Raw genomic sequence first — 16,568 nt, forward strand, 5'->3', positions numbered from 1 at the left:
AAAAAAGCCCAATTTAAGCTCAAAAAAATGTCGAAAAGCGCCTAAAAGTGCAATTTTTAGTATTTTTATAACACTGCGAAGCAATGTAAAAACTAATGATCAACGCATTTTGACTACTATCCATTCGGAATGACCTTGCCAGGCCGCACCAGCTCTAGCACCGCCTACCGTTACGGCTTCCAAGGACAGGAAAAAGATGACGAGTTAAAAGGGGAAGGGAATTCGTTAAACTACACCTTTAGAATGCACGACCCTCGAGTGGGTAGGTTTTTTGCAGTGGATCCTTTATATAAACTATATGCTGAACAAACACCTTATCAATTTAGCTCTAATGCTCCAATTCATGCTCCAGAGTTAGAAGGTCTAGAAACAGGATTTGATTTAAGGTTTAAACATAGAGAGAGACAATATTTATCAGGTCAAATAACAGATGAACAGTTTAAAGAACAAAATTATGCTGAGGGTAAAGGTGCAGTTGTTGCTGTAATTATATTAACGTCATGGTATACAGGAGGGAGATCTCTTCCATTTCTAAAATCTTTGTTTTGGAAAGGAGCTTTTGAGATTACAAAACGACAAGCATTGATAGTAGCTTCTGGAAATTTTGCAATTGGATTTTTTGACGAAGGAAATCAAGTCCAAACTCCAGGGCCTATCGATGATTTTGGAAGGGGAACACGTTTAGTTATTGGTAATTTTTTAAAGAATAAGTTTATTCCAAAATTTACATTACCTAAAGGAAAATTAGACTATGCATTAGGAGTGGGGTCTACAGTCTTAAAAGATTTATCTAAAGCAACCAAGGATGAAATTACGAATATGGCGAAATCTATAATCAGGAGTAAAAAATTTAAAGAACAAGGAATTGATTCTTCTGAAAAAATGGCAGGTTTAGCATCAGAAGCATTTGAAAATGGTTTAGATGTTGGAAAAGAAATTATTAATCAATATGGTAGGAATTTTAAAAAACAAGTTAAATTAGCAGATGGAACTGAGGTGAATGTAAATTTTATTCATAAAGTAGGAGAAGAACTACCGCAAGTATCATCTTTTTCTATTCCAAAAGTTAACAGTTCGGAGTTGGGTAAGAAAATAAATGAGTTAACAGAGGAAGCTATTAAATTGGGTAATGAAGGACTAAAAAAGAAAAAGGAATAATGAGTTATGAATTTAAGTTAGTAAATAGAGTACACAATAATGGCTATTATGATGTGTTTTTCAATAAAAAGAAAATAGAAATAGAAGCAGATAATTATGAACTTCTAATAAAACATAAAAAATATTGTTTTATAGGATACTCAGAAGTATATGATTTTGAAGAAGATAAAGTTATTGCAGTAAATATGTGGGATTGTATAATCTTTTTTTCAACCATAGATGGTGAAATATTATACTATTCGGGTCTTAAAGAGACTTTCGTAGGTTTAGAGTCCTTAGAAAGTGATTATTTAGTAATTACTGATAATTCCCTTTTTCTTATAAATAAGAAAGAATGTTATCCTTGGGGTTTTAAAATAGTAACAGATAGCATTATTGATTATCATTTAAAAAAGGATCAGTACGAGATAATACTCAAATTGGATACAGATACTGAACAAATTGTAAAGTTAAATTTTATATAAAACTATTGAGCTCCATCCCAGCTCTTCTAAGAGTTCTAAATAAAACACCAAACTGGTAGCTCGTTTGTAACAAATACCTATTTGCTGAAAAAGATAAATAGAGCGTTTGTAATACGGGTAATAAACACGCTCTGCGAGGTCTCCTGACCTCGTAGCACAATACAAAAACCCAAAGCCACAATAAAGTGGCTTTGTGTTTTTGTATAAATGGTAATTCCTTATCGCTTCTTAAAATACAAAGTAAAGGCGAATTTATAAATACTAAAGGATACATCTATTCAACCATTTTTTTTAAAAAGTTGTGGCATTTTTTTTGTGGCAAAAAATTTTGCCACAATTGTTTTTGCCACAAGTTTGTGGCAAATCTTTTTCCTAAAATTAATTTGCCACAATTTTTTGATAGTTAAACTCCCAGCTACTACGAGCTTCAAGCTCTAGCTCGTGAACAAAAAGTATATAAAAAGCACAGAAGCAACTTTTCTAAAAACTGCTTTTGTTTTTTTTACTTAACTAATACTTTTTTTTCTAATTATAAACTCTCAAAGTAGTTGCATTAACTTGTTGAACACGATATTGCTTCATTGGGTATTGCTTATCTGGTGCTTGACCTGTAAAAAAACTATACTCTGCATTATCACAAGCACACACAGCTTTAATTCCATTAATAGTCATGGTTGAACAACTGCTTAATGCTTGATTTGGACATGCAGCATCAAAAGCTACATAATTATTACTTCCTGCATTGAACACAAAAACTCCTCTTATACCAGCAGCTCCATTGTTAATATACACAGAATTACTTACAAACTGTAAATTATTATATTCTGGTAAATTAAGATTTATAGTTAAATCTACAGGATAATTTGGCAAAAAAGGATTATTATTATTTATTGCACTATCTTTACTACAACTTATTAAGATGATAAATAAGAAGAAATATATTATTTGTCTTTTCATTTTATTAATAGGAATTTTAAAAAATCAAATTTAATTTATTTAACTTTGACAAACTAAAAAAGAGTCATAAATTAATTTTAAAAAAAATAATTACTACCTTTGCGTAAAGGAATCCCATTCGATGGGATTCTTTCTATTTATATAAACGATGAAGTTATGAGCACAGTATCTTATTACACAGCAGAAGGATTAAAAAAACTTAGAGAAGAATTAGATCAATTAAAAAGTATAGAACGCCCAAAAGCCTCGCAAGCAATAGCAGAAGCAAGAGACAAAGGAGACTTGTCTGAAAATGCAGAATATGATGCCGCTAAAGAAGCCCAAGGCCTTTTAGAAATGAAGATTTCTAAGATGGAAGAATTAGTATCTAATGCTCGTTTAATTGACGAATCTCAATTAGATGTGTCTAAAGCACTTGTTTTGTCTACCGTTAAGTTAAAAAATCTAACTAATGGTATGGAAATGAAATATACCTTAGTAGCAGAGAGTGAAGCCGATTTAAAGACTGGCAAAATCTCTGTAACTTCTCCTATTGGAAAAGGTTTATTAGGAAAAAAAGTAGGCGAAATAGCTGAAATTAAAGTGCCAAATGGAATTTTGAAATTTGAAGTATTAGAAATTACACGAGAATAAATTATGGCTTCTATTTTTACAAAAATTATTAATGGTGAAATACCTTGTTATAAAATTGCAGAGGATGAAAACTTTATAGCTTTTTTAGATGTAAATCCAAACGCAAAAGGGCATACTTTATGTGTACCTAAGTTAGAAATTAATAAGATTTTTGATATGGAAGAAGATTTATACATTAAATTGATGTCTTTTTCTAGAAAAATAGCAAAAGCAATTGAGAAAACAATAGATTGCAAAAGAATTGGAGTTGCTGTAGTAGGTTTAGAAGTGCCTCATGTTCATGTACATTTAATTCCTTTACAAGACATGGATGATATGCGTTTTCAACGAAAAGTAAGTTTAGAAAAAACAGAATTTGAGCAAATAGCTAAAAAAATAGCTGAAAATATATAAAGCAAATCCCGATTTTTTAAATTGGGATTTTTTATAGAATAACATTTTTATTACAACACTTCTTTATTATAACTTACTTGAATCGTTGTTCCTTTTCCAATTTCTGAACTAACGACTCTTATATTTCCTTTATGGTATTCTTGCACAATCCTTTTGGTAAGAGATAAACCAAGACCCCAACCTCTTTTTTTAGTAGTAAAACCAGGTTCAAATATTTTAGTAAATTGATTTTTTGGAATGCCTTTTCCTGTGTCTACAACTTTTATTCTAACCTTATTCTTATCTTCAGTAATTGAAACATTCAATTTCCCTTTCCCTTTCATTGCATCTATAGCATTTTTAACTAAATTTTCAATTGTCCAACTATGTAAAATTGGATTTATAGGAATCATAATAGGTTCATCTGGACCAGAAAAGCTAAACTCAACATGTTTAGAAGTCCTTGATTTTAGATATTCAAATGAGTTTCTGGTTTCTTCAACAATATCTTTCATTTCTAAAACAGGTTCGCTACCTACTTTTGAAAAACGGTCTGTTATTGTTTGTAAGCGATTAACATCTTTTTCAATTTCTTCAATTGTTGAAGCATCTACATTCTCTAGTTTTAAAATTTCTAACCAACCAATTAATGAGGATAAAGGAGTACCTATTTGATGGGCTGTTTCTTTTGCCATTCCTGCCCATAATTTATTTTGAGTAGCCATTTTAGTAGCTCTGTAAAAATTATAAACAACTGCTCCAAATAAGATAATGATTAAAACTAAAGCAATAGGGTAATATTTTAGCTTATTTAATAAACGTGAATTCCCATAGTAAATTAAACGATAATTATCATTGGAAAGAGCCATTTTTATAGGCTGATTTTCCGATTTCATTTTTTCAAAAAGTTTTCTTAATTGAATACTGTCATTTTCAATTTCAGCATCGATATTATTACTATTTAAGATTATATCTTCACTATTTACTTCAATCATAGGATTTGAACCATTCGACTGAATAATTTCAAACGGTAAGCCTACATCAGTATTTTCATTAGCATTAGCTAAAGTTTTTTGGGCAGAAACCCAAAGTTCCATTTTCTTTCTTTCGTCATTTTTAAAAATTTGAAAAAAAACATAGGTATTCCATAAAATAACGATAACAATTAGAAAGGAAACTAATATGATGAACCAACGCGTTATATTTCGTTTTTCAGAAAATTGCATAATAAATATTTGTAAGTAAAAATACTAAAAATAGTATTCAACAAAAGGGTTTTCAAGTATAAAACGTTTATTGCGAAAGTATATTTTGTTAAAAAGAGAATGCAAGTTGAATTTATATAATTGCAAATTCAATTTGGGTTCCTCTCAAAATTATGTAAATTTGTAAAAATCTTTTCCAATAATGGTCTCAATACAACCAAATGAAATTTCAACAGTAAAATTACAAGGGTATCTTCAAGGTGCTATAGCACCAAGACCTATTGCTTTTGCTAGTACTATTGATGAAAATGGTAATCCAAATTTATCTCCTTTCAGCTTTTTTAATGTTTTTAGTGCAAATCCTCCTATTTTAATATTTTCTCCTTCCAGAAGAGTAAGAGATAATTCAATAAAGCATACTTTAATTAATTCTCAAAACATAAAAGAAGTAGTTATTAATGTGGTGAATTATGATATTGTACAACAAATGTCTTTATCTAGCACAGAATATCCAGATGGTGTAAACGAATTTGAAAAAGCAGGTTTAACCATGTTGAAATCAGATTTAGTGAAGCCTTTTAGAGTAGCAGAAAGTCCAGTACAGTTTGAGTGTAAAGTAAATGAAATAATTGCATTAGGTAATGAAGGTGGTGCAGGAAATTTGATAATTTGTGAAGTGGTTAAAATTCACATAGATGAAGCTATTTTAGATGCAAATGGAGCGATAGACCAACAAAAAATTGATTTAGTAGCACGATGTGGTGGAAATTGGTACAGTAGAGCCAATATGGGATTGTTTGAAGTAGAAAAACCAATTTCAACTTTAGGCATAGGTGTAGATGCCATTCCTGATTTTATTAAAAATAGTAGTGTTTTTAGCGGAAATGATTTAGGAATTTTAGGAAATATTGAAGTTATTCCATCTGAAGAAGAAATTACTATCTTTGTAAACGAAAATTTTAGTGTTAAAGCAGTTTTAAGTAGTGATGATGAAACAAAAAAACACGAATTAGCAAAACAATATATTGATAAAAATGAGATTTTAAGTGCTTGGAAAGTACTATTAGCAAATAAATAAATTTATAAGAAATGGAAGTAACAGGAAGAGTAAAGGTAATTAATCCAGTACAACAAGTAAGTGCAACATTCAAAAAAAGAGAATTAGTTGTAACAACAGAAGAGCAATATCCACAACATATAATGATTGAGTTTACTCAGGATAAAACGGATTTATTAAATAATTATAATCCAGGTGAACAAGTAAAAGTTTCAATTAATTTAAGAGGAAGAGAATGGGTTAATCCTCAAGGAGAAACTAAATATTTTAATTCTATTCAAGGTTGGAGAATTGAAAAAATGCAACCAGAAGCACCTGTAACAGGTCAAATGCCACCTATGCCAGCATCTGAAGCTTTTGAACCAGCAACAAATTTTAACGAAGAAGAACACGACGATTTACCTTTTTAGTAGAAAATAGAAAGAGAAAAGAATTAAAGATTACCATTCTAATTTTTTAAAAATTAAATTTTAGGATGGTTTTTGTTTACTAATCTTTTCTCTTTCTTCTTTCATTTATATTCTGAATATGTATTTTCTAACAAAAGAGTTGTACTTTCCTCCTGTAAGTGAGGCTTCATCAGATGGAATTTTAGCTGTTGGTGGAGATTTGTCAACAGAAAGGTTATTATTAGCTTATAAAAATGGTATTTTTCCATGGTTTGAAGAGGACGAACCTATTATGTGGTGGGCTCCTGAAGAACGCATGGTTCTATTTTTTGAAGATTTAAGGATTTCTAAGAGTATGCGAAATATACTCAATCAGAATAAATTTAAAGTAACTTTTAACACGGCTTTTAGAGAAGTAATTTCTAATTGTAAAAAAATAAGCAGAAAAGATCAACCCGGAACTTGGATAACTCATGAAATGGTTGAAGCTTATTGTAATTTACACGAAAAAGGAATTGCAAAAAGTATAGAAGTTTGGCAAAACGAGGAGCTAGTTGGTGGGTTATATGGGGTCGATTTAGGACATGTTTTTTGTGGAGAAAGTATGTTTTCCAAAGTTTCCAATGCTAGCAAAGTAGCTTTCATACATTTAGTAAAATATTTGGAACAAAACAATTATAGAATATTAGATTGCCAAGTTTACAATAATCATTTAGCTTCTTTAGGTTGTGTAGAAATAGATAGAGAAGATTTTATGATGATTTTGAAATACTAGAACTTCAATTTTATAAAATTCCATTCCAAAGTATTGAAAATAAGGAGCTCATTGGTTAAACAAGGCAAATTTGTAATAATTTTTAAAGTTTCATGAGCCATCATAGTGCCAATAATTCCAGGCAATGTTCCTAAAACACCATTCAAACTACAATTGGGGACATCTTTAGGATTTGGTGGTTCTGGAAATAAGTCACGAAGGTTTTTGCTACCTTTATTATTGAAGACAGCTACTTGTCCTTCAAATTTTAAAATACTTCCATAAATTAAAGGTTTGTCCAATTTTACACAAGTATCATTAACCAAATAACGTGTCGCAAAATTATCGCAACCATCTACAATAATATCAAATTGAGATAATATTCGCTCGCAATTAACAGATGTAATTTTTTCTTGAAAAGGAATATAGCCAACATGTGGATTTAGCTTTTTTAAAAGTTCTGAAGATGTAGTTGCTTTTGGTGATTTTACATCCTTTTCAGTATATAAAACTTGTCGGTGTAAATTAGATAATTCCACATAATCAAAATCAACCACACCAATAGTTCCAACTCCAGAAGTTGCTAAATATTGAAGGGTTGGGCAGCCCAAACCACCAGCGCCAATCACTAAAACCTTAGCGTTTTTAATTTTTTCTTGACCTTCGTTGCCAATTTCGGGAAGTAACATAGGTTTTGAATATCGTAAGTAATCTTGAATATTAAGCATTGTTTACTTTGAATTTATAAGTTCTTTTATATTGCAGTTTTTAAGACTTTAAACATTCCGACTTTCCGCTTTAGAACTAAATGTTCTGTCCCAATCTTTCCAAACAGGTTCGTATCCTTTTTGACGAATAATTGCTGCAATTTCAAAAGCCGAACGTTCATCACTAGTTTCAAATTGCTCCAAAGATTGTTTGTCAACACTATAGCCACCAGGATTTGTTTTCGAACCAGCACTCATCGTCGTGGTTCCAATAGGAATAATATTATCTCTAAATTTTTCATTTTCACGTGTAGAAACAGAAATTTCTAAATCAGGGTTCCAAATGCGATAGGCACAAATCAGCTGTGTTAAATCCTTGTCATTCATAATAAAGTTGGGTTCAATAATGCCTTCTGCAGGTCGAAGTCTTGGAAAAGAAACCGAATATTTACTTTGCCAATAGTTTTTTTGAAGATAATCAATGTGCAAAGCATTAAAAAAACTATCCGTTCTCCAGTTTTCCAAACCTAACAAAACACCTAATCCTATTTTATGAATGCCTGCTTTTCCAATTCTATCAGGGGTTTCCAATCGGAATTCAAAGTTTGATTTTTTTCCTTTCGGATGGTATTTTTTATAGACTTCTTCGTGATAGGTTTCTTGATATACCAGAACAGTATGCACACCTGCTTTATGTAAAGCAACATATTCTTCCTCACTAAGTGGCTGTACTTCTACCGAAATATTAGTAAAGTGCTTTTGAATTAATTGAATAGCGTTTAAGAAATAATTAATATTTACAGTGTAATTTGCTTCACCTGTAACTAGTAAAATATGATCAAACCCAGCTTCTTTTAAAACCAAAATTTCTTCTTTTATTTCAGCATCGGTTAATGTTTTTCGTTTAATCTTATTGTCCAAACTAAATCCACAATAGGTACAAATGTTCTGGCATTCGTTACTTAAATATAATGGAGCATACATTTGAATGGTTTTGCCAAAACGTTGTTTGGTAAGAATATGACTTTTTTGAGCCATAACTTCTAAATAATTTTGTGCTACTGGCGAAATGAAATTCAAGAAATCATCAACGGTGCATTTATTTTTGGAAAGGCTTTGTTCAACTTCTTTAGCAGAAACGTTGTAGATTTTTTCTTGAATTGAATCCCAATCGTATTTTTTAAATATATCTTTAAATGTGTTCATGTTGTTTTGGCTTAATGAGAATTAATCATTTCACTTACTCATTCAAAAAAGCGGTTAACGGACTTGAGGCTTGCGCGAAATTAGAAATTGAACCCAATTGTGCTTCAAATGCTTTTCTTCCAGCAATTACGGCTTCTTTAAATGCTTCTGCCATTAATTTTGGATTTTGTGCAACAGCAATTGCAGTATTTACTAAAACGGCATCGGCACCAATTTCCATAGCTTTTGCAGCATCGGACGGAGCACCAATTCCAGCATCAATAATTACAGGAACCTTGCTTTGTTCAATAATAATTTCTAAGAAATCAATTGTTTTTAATCCTTTATTACTTCCAATTGGTGAACCCAAAGGCATTACAGCTGCAGTTCCAGCGTTTTCCAATAATTTACACAAAACTGGGTCAGCATGAATATAAGGCAGAACAACAAATCCTAACCTTGCCAATTTTTCCGTTGCTTTTAAAGTTTCAATTGGATCAGGTAATAAATATTTTGGATCAGGATGGATTTCTAGTTTTAAGAAATTAGTTTCAAAGGCTTCTCTAGCTAATTGTGCAGCAAAAACAGCTTCTTTTGCATTTCTAGCACCAGAAGTATTCGGTAATAAATTAATGTTTGGATGCTTTAAATGGGAAAGAATGGCATCGGTTTCTGTTTCAAAATCCACACGTTTTAGAGCTACGGTAACCAATTCGCTTTCTGATGCTAAAATAGCTTCTTCCATTTGAATATTGGAACCAAATTTTCCCGTACCTAAAAATAAACGAGAAGTAAAAGTTGTATTTGAAATTTTAAATGTTGACATATAATTTTTCGTTGAGTGTTGTTGTTATTGTTGGGTTTTGTGTTAGTAAACCAGAAATAGCTATTCCATGAATACCTGTTTCGATAAGACTTGGAATGTCATTTAATTGAATGCCTCCAATGGCAATAATAGGTATTTCAATATGCTGTTTTGCCAGTTGATTTAGAATGGCTTTATAACCTTCTAAACCTAAAATCGGACTTAGTTTTTCTTTTGTAGTGGTGAATCGGAAAGGACCTAAACCAACATAATTGCAATTTTCATTCGCTCTTTGGCTAACCTGCTCAAAAGTATTTGCTGTTCCACCAATAATTTTATCATTTCCTAAAATAGAACGAGCATCTTTAATTCGCATGTCGTTTAAACCCAAATGAACACCATCAGCATCAATTTGGTAAGCCAAATCTACTTTGTCATTAATAATAAAGGTCGCTTTGTATTGCTCACAAAGTTGTTTGGTTTTTTCGGCAACAATATGTAGTTCATTCGTGTTTCCGTTTTTGAAACGCAATTGAATCCAATCGCAACCGTTGTCTAAAACCTTTTGGATGTTTAAAAATTGTTCTTCCGAAGTGTTTCCTTGTGAAATGTATTGTAATTTGCTAAGCATAATGATGTCCTAATAAAGTTGTGTTTGAATTGAGAAATTTTTCGATATAAATCTTAGCCTTTTTACATGAAGTAATGGTATCAAATCCTAAAGCCATGTTTGCAGTAATAGCTGATGATAAAACACAACCTGAACCATGCTTGTGATAAATAAATTTGGTTTCTGGCAACATTGTTATTATCTCATCTTTAAGAAATAAGAAATCGGTTCCCAAAGCTTCCAAATTATGACCGCCTTTTAACAAAACAGCACAAAATTTAGAAAACGACTTTGCAATATTTTCTGGTGTTTCATTTGAATGATTTAATCTTACAATCTCATTATAATTTGGAGTGATTAAATCGATTTGTTTTAGAATTAATTCTAATTGGGTTTGGTTTTCAATATTTATGAAATTAAACTCGGTACTCGATTTTAACACGGTGTCCCAAATAATTTTTGTTTTGGGAGCTATTCTTTTTATAGTTGAAACTACGTTTTCTAGATAATCTAAAGTAGGAACAATGCCAATTTTTACTACTTTAATTTCATATTTATTACAAAGAACTTCAATAGATTCCATTACAAAGTCCATAGAAATCCATTCTATTTTGATGAATTCATTTTCAGTTTGAATCGTATTTCCTGTGACAATTGCCAAACCATAAACTTGATGTTGTTCCAATGTTTTTACATCGGCTAAAACACCAGCTCCACCAGAAGGATCAAAACCTGCAATAGTTAAAACAAACGGATGATTTGTTGACATTTTTTAAAATTTTCTATTGGGTTTTTACTATTCCAAATGGTTCCAAGTAACGCAATGTCATCAAAACCATTATGTACTGTTTTTTCTATGTTTTCAGCTGAAATTCCACCTAAAGCAATCAATTTTGTATGCCAATTGGTTCGTTTTTTTATTTCTTCGAATGCATTTTTCGTGGAAACATAATTTTCTTTTGATATACTTGGATAAATCGGACTTAAAAAAGCATAATCAAAATCATTGGGTAAATCATTAAAATCTGTTATCGAATGAACAGATGTTGAAAAATACCTGACAGGTTTCAAAAACCTGCCAAGTATAGTAAGTCTATCTTTTTCCGTAAAATGAAGTCTCTTTATTTGAAATTCTTCTGCCAAATCATGATAGTGATGTAAAACCAATTTAGAATGGTATTTTGAATTAATTTTTGAAATAAATGATTGCATTTTATCTTTTGAATAATCTGGTTTTCTAATATGAAACAACTCCATACCATTTTCAAAAAGAGCATGGATTATGTTTATTTCATTCATTATTTCCTCTGGATTTGAAATTACAATCATTTTTTGCACGCAGATTTAGCAGATTTTTAGACTCTTTGTTCTTTTCTCTTTTTTCTATTCTCTTTCTTACAAATAAATTTCTTTTCCGTTTTCAATAAATTCTTCCGACATGGTTTTCATGCCTTTTTCAGCTTCAGCAGAATCTCTAATTTCTTGTGAAATTTTCATCGAACAGAATTTTGGACCACACATCGAACAAAAATGCGCGACTTTAGCACCATCAGCAGGAAGTGTTTCATCATGGAATTCCCTTGCTGTGTCTGGGTCGAGAGCCAAGTTGAATTGGTCTTCCCATCTAAACTCGAAACGCGCTTTACTTAATGCATTATCGCGATATTGTGCTCCTGGATGACCTTTGGCTAAATCGGCAGCATGAGCCGCAATTTTATAAGTAATAACGCCATCTTTTACATCTTTTTTATTGGGCAAACCCAAATGTTCTTTTGGAGTTACATAACAAAGCATCGCACAACCATACCAACCAATCATTGCTGCTCCAATAGCAGAAGTAATGTGATCATAACCTGGTGCAATATCTGTTGTTAAAGGGCCTAAAGTATAAAATGGCGCTTCCGAACAATGTTCTAATTGTTTGTCCATGTTTTCTTTAATCATGTGCATAGGAACATGACCTGGGCCTTCAATAAACACTTGTACATCGTGCTTCCATGCTATTTTTGTTAGTTCGCCTAAAGTTTCTAATTCGGCAAATTGAGCCGCATCATTCGCATCTGCAATAGAACCAGGACGTAAACCATCACCAAGAGAGAAAGCAACATCATATTGTTTCATGATTTCGCAGATGTCTTCAAAGTGTGTATATAAAAAGTTTTCTTTATGGTGAAATAAACACCATTTTGCCATAATTGAACCACCACGAGAGACAATTCCAGTTACACGATTGGCTGTTAAATGTATATATCGTAAAAGCACACCCGCATGAATCGTAAAATAGGAAACACCTTGTTCGGCTTGTTCAATTAAAGTATCTCTAAAAATTTCCCAAGTTAAATCTTCGGCCACACCTTTTACTTTTTCTAAAGCTTGGTAAATAGGCACTGTTCCTATAGGCACAGGAGAATTACGAATAATCCATTCTCTGGTTTCATGAATGTTTTTTCCTGTCGATAAATCCATAATGGTATCTGCTCCCCAACGACAAGCCCAAACCGCTTTTTCAACTTCTTCTTCGATACTAGAAGTAACCGCACTGTTTCCAATATTGGCATTAATTTTTACTAAAAAATTTCTACCTACAATCATAGGTTCGCTTTCAGGATGATTGATATTATTTGGAATAATGGCACGACCAGCAGCTACTTCACTTCTAACAAATTCGGGTGTGATTTTACTTTTTGGTGTATTGGCTCCAAAGCTTTCTCCAGCATGTTGGCATTGCATGGCTTTGGTTTGATTTTCTATTTGTTCAATACGTTGGTTTTCACGAATGGCAATGTATTCCATTTCTGGAGTGATGATGCCCTTTTTTGCATAGTACAATTGGGTAACATTTACTCCTTTCTTGGCACGTTTAGGTTGGTGTAAATATTCGAAACGCAGATGATCTAATTCTGGATTATGCAAACGTTCTTTTCCATAATTAGACGAAATTTCAGTTAATTCTTCTACATCACCACGGTCTAAAATCCATTGTTCTCGAATACGTGGCAATCCTTTTCTAACATCAATTTCGAACTTAGGATCAGTGTATGGACCAGAAGTATCGTAAACGGTTACTGGAGGATTTTTTTCTACACCACCTTTAGCTAATTTAGTATCTGATAATACGATTTCTCGCATGGCTACCTTTATAGGATGAATGTCTCCATCTATATATATTTTTCTTGAATTAGGAAACGGTTCTCTTGATATTTTCTCTTCGTTTGTCATATTTTTAGTCTTAAAAGTTGTAAAGTCAAATAGGTTAAAGTTTTTTAGCACGCTGATTTTGCAGATGTAGCAGACTTTTTACTGCTTACTACAATCTGAACACTGAATACTAAACTATCCACCTTGAGTAGCGGTAATGATTAAAATATCATCGGAAGGAGAAAGTGAAAATGTATTCCACTCATTTTTAGAAACTACAGTTTGGTTTATTGCAACAGCAATTCCATTTTGTTTTTCGGGAAGTTCGAAATCGATAAGTTCTTGTATTGTAAGTGTTTTACAATCGAAAGTTTTGTTTTGGTTGTTGATTTTTAATTCCATTCCTTTTATTGAATTAGTATATAATTATACTTTAGGAATGGCTATAATGGTACATGAATGTACAAAGAAGTCATCTTACTTTTCCCTACGCCAGTATGAACTAGATCAGGTTCAGAGGGTAAAATCTCAGCCTGTAATATTACAGACACCCCTAAAGTGTAAACAAATGTAGTAAAAAAATGTTTGAAAGTTAGAAAGTTTCAGGTTTTAATTTGTTAAAATTGTTGTTTGCTGAAATAGAATTAGTACTAATAATAAGGTCAAAAATATTTTCGTGTTTTCTAAAAATTACATTTTTGGTAACGTTCTCATGTACAATTCTTCTACTTTTTTTCTTGCCCAATCAGTTTTTCGTAAAAAAGTTAAGCTTGATTTTATGGAAGGGTTTTCAGTAAAACATTTGATTTTAATTAATTCTCCTAAAGTATCAAAACCATAGAAACCAACTAATTGTTCAACAATAGCTTTTAAAGTTTTACCATGTAAGGGGTCGTTGCTCATTTTTAGTTTTTTTCAATTATAAAAATAAAAAAAAACCACTCAAATTGAGTGGTTTTTTTGTGGTACCTCCAGGAATCGAACCAGGGACACATGGATTTTCAGTCCATTGCTCTACCAACTGAGCTAAGGTACCTTGCTTTGTTTTAGCGAGTGCAAATATAGAACCCTTTTTGTAATTTCCAAAACATTTTTTTAAAAAAATCAATTTGTATATTTGTCAACTCAAAATTGAAAACATGCTTTTAACTATAGATATAGGGAATACAAAAATTAAATGTGCTGTATTTGAACAAAATACACTTTTAGAGAAATTTGTTTTTGCTACAGAAGATGCTTTAAAAAATTTTAAAAAAATTTTAAAAAAATTTGAAAACATTCAATTTTCTATATCTTCTTCGGTAGGAAAATTAGATAAAGAGTGTTTAGAATACATAAATACACAATCAAAATTAATAATTGTTTCACACGAATTAAACTTCCCATTTAAAAATCTATATAGCACTCCTAAAACTTTAGGGGTTGATAGAATGGTTTTAGCTGCTGGAGCAAGTATTTTGTATCCAAATTCAAATTGTTTAATCATAGATGCTGGCACATGTGTTACCTATGATTTCATTGATAAGAGAAATAATTATCTGGGAGGAGCTATTTCTCCTGGAATTAGACTGAGATATGAAGTATTACACAATTACACCGCAAAATTGCCGTTATTAGAAAAGGAAGAGGTAAATCATTTCATAGGGAATTCAACAAATGAATCCATTCATTCGGGAATAATTAATGGCTTAACACATGAAATTGAAGGCTTCATTTCACAATATTTTCATAAATATCAACATTTAACAATAATTTTAACAGGAGGAGATGCAGATTTTTTGGCTAAAAGATTAAAAAGCACCATATTTGCCAATTCAAATTTTTTACTAGAAAGTTTGAACTTATTATTTAATTATGTACAAACAAAAAAATGATTAAAAAATGTATAATTTGTATAACACTTTTAACGAGTGTTATAGCTTTTTCTCAAAAAAACACATCTTCACCTTACTCGTTTTATGGTTTAGGAGAAGTGAAATTCAGAGGAACTCAAAGTTCAAGAGCAATGGGTGGATTAGGAATTGAAGGAGATAGTATTAGCTTAAATTTATTAAATCCTGCCTCTTATTCTTCCTTAAAACTTACGTCATTTGCAATAGGTGGAACAACTACTTTTTCTAACTTACAAAATGAGTCAGATCAAGAAAAAGCAAGAAATACTAGTTTAGATTATTTAGCTGTTGGAATTCCAATGGGAAAATTAGGAGCTTCTTTTGGACTTATACCATACAGTGCAGTAGGTTATAATATATCAAATTTTGGAGAGGATGAATTTGGAAATAGAACAGTAAAAACCTCTACTGGAGAAGGAAACGTTAATAGGTTTTTTATTGGAGGTTCTTATGCAGTAAATAAAAACTTAAGTTTAGGAGCCGATTTTCAATATAACTTTGGAAATATTGACACAGAAACTATTGAAGGAAATTCAATAGTACAATTACAATCAAGAGAAAGAAATTCGTCAAGAATTACTGGAACTTCTTTTAATTTTGGTGCTCTATATAATAGAAAAATTACTGATAAATATAAAATGTATGCAAGTTTAACTTATTCTCCTGAGGCAAAGTTGACTTCCAAAAATGAAAGAAATTTAGCAACTGTTACATTTACTTCTAATGGAAGTGAAATTGTGAATGATGATGAAGATGTTGCTGTAAATGATACAAATTTGACAATGCCTTCTAAATTAGCAGTTGGATTAGGAATTGGTGAAAAGAATAAATGGTTAATAGGAACAGAAGTTACCTTCCAAAACAATAGTCAATTAGCAAACAGATTTGAAGATTTCGACAATGGAACTTACGAAGATTCTCAAAAATATGTTATTGGCGGTTATTATATTCCAAAATTTGATTCATTCTCAAGTTATTTAAGTAGAGTGGTTTATAGAGCCGGATTTAGATATGAAAACATCGGATTAGTAATTAAAGACAAAAGCATTGAGGATTATGGCATGAATTTTGGACTTGGGTTACCACTAGGTTATTCTAAAATCGATTTAGGTTTAGAAATGGGTGTTAGAGGAACTAAGTACAATAATTTAATTAGAGAAAACTATTTCAACATAAGTGTTGGATTATCATTAAGTGATAAATGGTTTAAGAAACGTAAAATTGATTAGTAATTTTTTAGAA

19 protein-coding genes, 1 tRNA gene, 1 pseudogene and 1 riboswitch are annotated in these 16,568 nt (G+C 31.2%); of the genes and pseudogenes, 9 read left to right on the plus strand and 12 right to left on the minus strand.

Annotation, left to right across the window (positions count from 1 at the left end; genetic code table 11):
* Window positions 1–126: 126 nt before the first annotated feature.
* Window positions 127–1,158 (plus strand): annotated as a pseudogene (locus tag ACULEV_RS14900) (RHS repeat domain-containing protein); the annotation flags it as partial.
* Window positions 1,158–1,622, plus strand: a complete 465-nt coding sequence (locus ACULEV_RS14905) for a hypothetical protein (protein ID WP_445455836.1) — start codon at window positions 1,158–1,160, stop codon at window positions 1,620–1,622. The pseudogene ACULEV_RS14900 and the gene ACULEV_RS14905, both read left to right, overlap by 1 nt.
* A 525-nt stretch (window positions 1,623–2,147) precedes the next feature.
* Here the strand turns inward: ACULEV_RS14905 and ACULEV_RS14910 are convergent.
* The gene (locus tag ACULEV_RS14910; protein ID WP_445455837.1) at window positions 2,148–2,579 is read right to left on the minus strand and encodes a hypothetical protein; all 432 of its coding nucleotides are present in this window, start codon (window positions 2,577–2,579) and stop codon (window positions 2,148–2,150) included.
* A 156-nt stretch (window positions 2,580–2,735) separates the two neighbouring features.
* Between ACULEV_RS14910 and greA the strand changes: the two genes are divergently transcribed.
* Together greA and ACULEV_RS14920 are read left to right on the plus strand one after the other, a co-directional pair.
* The gene (gene greA / locus ACULEV_RS14915) at window positions 2,736–3,212 is read left to right on the plus strand and encodes a transcription elongation factor GreA (RefSeq protein ID WP_445455838.1); all 477 of its coding nucleotides are present in this window, start codon (window positions 2,736–2,738) and stop codon (window positions 3,210–3,212) included.
* Between the two features lie 3 nt (window positions 3,213–3,215).
* Entirely contained in the window at window positions 3,216–3,605 is a 390-nt protein-coding gene (locus tag ACULEV_RS14920; RefSeq protein ID WP_445455839.1) for an HIT family protein, read from the plus strand.
* A gap of 50 nt (window positions 3,606–3,655) precedes the next feature.
* Here the strand turns inward: ACULEV_RS14920 and ACULEV_RS14925 are convergent, their stop codons facing one another.
* Window positions 3,656–4,810 (minus strand): sensor histidine kinase, encoded by a 1,155-nt coding sequence (locus tag ACULEV_RS14925; protein ID WP_445455840.1) that lies wholly within the window; start codon window positions 4,808–4,810, stop codon window positions 3,656–3,658.
* 181 nt (window positions 4,811–4,991) lie between these two features.
* Here ACULEV_RS14925 and ACULEV_RS14930 point away from each other — a divergent pair, with 181 nt between their 5' ends.
* The 3 genes from ACULEV_RS14930 to aat all read left to right on the plus strand — a co-directional run bounded on the left by ACULEV_RS14930 (window position 4,992) and on the right by aat (window position 7,010).
* Complete coding sequence (locus ACULEV_RS14930; RefSeq protein WP_445455841.1) at window positions 4,992–5,867, plus strand: flavin reductase family protein; 876 nt, start codon at window positions 4,992–4,994, stop codon at window positions 5,865–5,867.
* An 11-nt stretch (window positions 5,868–5,878) separates the two neighbouring features.
* On the plus strand, window positions 5,879–6,256 hold the full coding sequence (locus ACULEV_RS14935) for a DUF3127 domain-containing protein (RefSeq protein WP_445455842.1): 378 nt from the start codon (window positions 5,879–5,881) through the stop codon (window positions 6,254–6,256).
* A gap of 118 nt (window positions 6,257–6,374) precedes the next feature.
* Window positions 6,375–7,010, plus strand: coding sequence for a leucyl/phenylalanyl-tRNA--protein transferase (aat, locus tag ACULEV_RS14940; RefSeq protein WP_445455843.1), 636 nt, complete (start codon window positions 6,375–6,377; stop codon window positions 7,008–7,010).
* On the opposite strand, the gene ACULEV_RS14945 is transcribed toward aat, so the two are convergent.
* From ACULEV_RS14945 to ACULEV_RS14990, 10 genes are all read right to left on the minus strand, one after another.
* Window positions 7,007–7,717: a HesA/MoeB/ThiF family protein gene (locus ACULEV_RS14945; RefSeq protein WP_445455844.1), complete on the minus strand. Its 711-nt coding sequence runs from the start codon at window positions 7,715–7,717 to the stop codon at window positions 7,007–7,009. The two genes, aat and ACULEV_RS14945, sit on opposite strands and share 4 nt — an antisense overlap.
* Window positions 7,718–7,765: 48 nt before the next feature.
* Complete coding sequence (thiH, locus tag ACULEV_RS14950) at window positions 7,766–8,902, minus strand: 2-iminoacetate synthase ThiH (RefSeq protein WP_445455845.1); 1,137 nt, start codon at window positions 8,900–8,902, stop codon at window positions 7,766–7,768.
* A 34-nt stretch (window positions 8,903–8,936) separates the two neighbouring features.
* A complete protein-coding gene (locus tag ACULEV_RS14955) occupies window positions 8,937–9,707 on the minus strand; it encodes a thiazole synthase (RefSeq protein WP_445455846.1) in 771 nt (256 codons plus the stop codon).
* The gene (locus tag ACULEV_RS14960; RefSeq protein ID WP_445455847.1) at window positions 9,694–10,317 is read right to left on the minus strand and encodes a thiamine phosphate synthase; all 624 of its coding nucleotides are present in this window, start codon (window positions 10,315–10,317) and stop codon (window positions 9,694–9,696) included. The genes ACULEV_RS14955 and ACULEV_RS14960 overlap by 14 nt, the downstream gene beginning before the upstream one ends.
* Window positions 10,310–11,065, minus strand: coding sequence for a hydroxymethylpyrimidine/phosphomethylpyrimidine kinase (locus tag ACULEV_RS14965; RefSeq protein ID WP_445455848.1), 756 nt, complete (start codon window positions 11,063–11,065; stop codon window positions 10,310–10,312). Before ACULEV_RS14965 ends, ACULEV_RS14960 begins: the two co-directional genes overlap by 8 nt.
* Window positions 11,038–11,625, minus strand: a complete 588-nt coding sequence (locus tag ACULEV_RS14970; RefSeq protein ID WP_445455849.1) for a thiamine phosphate synthase — start codon at window positions 11,623–11,625, stop codon at window positions 11,038–11,040. Before ACULEV_RS14970 ends, ACULEV_RS14965 begins: the two co-directional genes overlap by 28 nt.
* A gap of 66 nt (window positions 11,626–11,691) precedes the next feature.
* On the minus strand, window positions 11,692–13,515 hold the full coding sequence (gene thiC, locus ACULEV_RS14975; protein WP_445455850.1) for a phosphomethylpyrimidine synthase ThiC: 1,824 nt from the start codon (window positions 13,513–13,515) through the stop codon (window positions 11,692–11,694).
* Between the two features lie 114 nt (window positions 13,516–13,629).
* Window positions 13,630–13,836, minus strand: coding sequence for a sulfur carrier protein ThiS (gene thiS, locus ACULEV_RS14980; RefSeq protein WP_445455851.1), 207 nt, complete (start codon window positions 13,834–13,836; stop codon window positions 13,630–13,632).
* A gap of 65 nt (window positions 13,837–13,901) precedes the next feature.
* Window positions 13,902–13,999: riboswitch (TPP riboswitch) on the minus strand.
* Between the two features lie 125 nt (window positions 14,000–14,124).
* Window positions 14,125–14,337, minus strand: a complete 213-nt coding sequence (locus tag ACULEV_RS14985) for a VF530 family protein (protein ID WP_445455852.1) — start codon at window positions 14,335–14,337, stop codon at window positions 14,125–14,127.
* 60 nt (window positions 14,338–14,397) lie between these two features.
* Window positions 14,398–14,470 (minus strand) — tRNA-Phe (locus tag ACULEV_RS14990).
* Window positions 14,471–14,573: 103 nt separating this feature from the next.
* Between ACULEV_RS14990 and ACULEV_RS14995 the strand changes: the two genes are divergently transcribed.
* Window positions 14,574–15,308, plus strand: coding sequence for a type III pantothenate kinase (locus ACULEV_RS14995; RefSeq protein ID WP_445455853.1), 735 nt, complete (start codon window positions 14,574–14,576; stop codon window positions 15,306–15,308).
* A complete protein-coding gene (locus ACULEV_RS15000) occupies window positions 15,305–16,555 on the plus strand; it encodes a hypothetical protein (RefSeq protein ID WP_445455854.1) in 1,251 nt (416 codons plus the stop codon). Before ACULEV_RS14995 ends, ACULEV_RS15000 begins: the two co-directional genes overlap by 4 nt.
* Window positions 16,556–16,568: the final 13 nt, after the last annotated feature.

It is taken from the genome of Flavobacterium sp. HNIBRBA15423 (assembly GCF_052655965.1).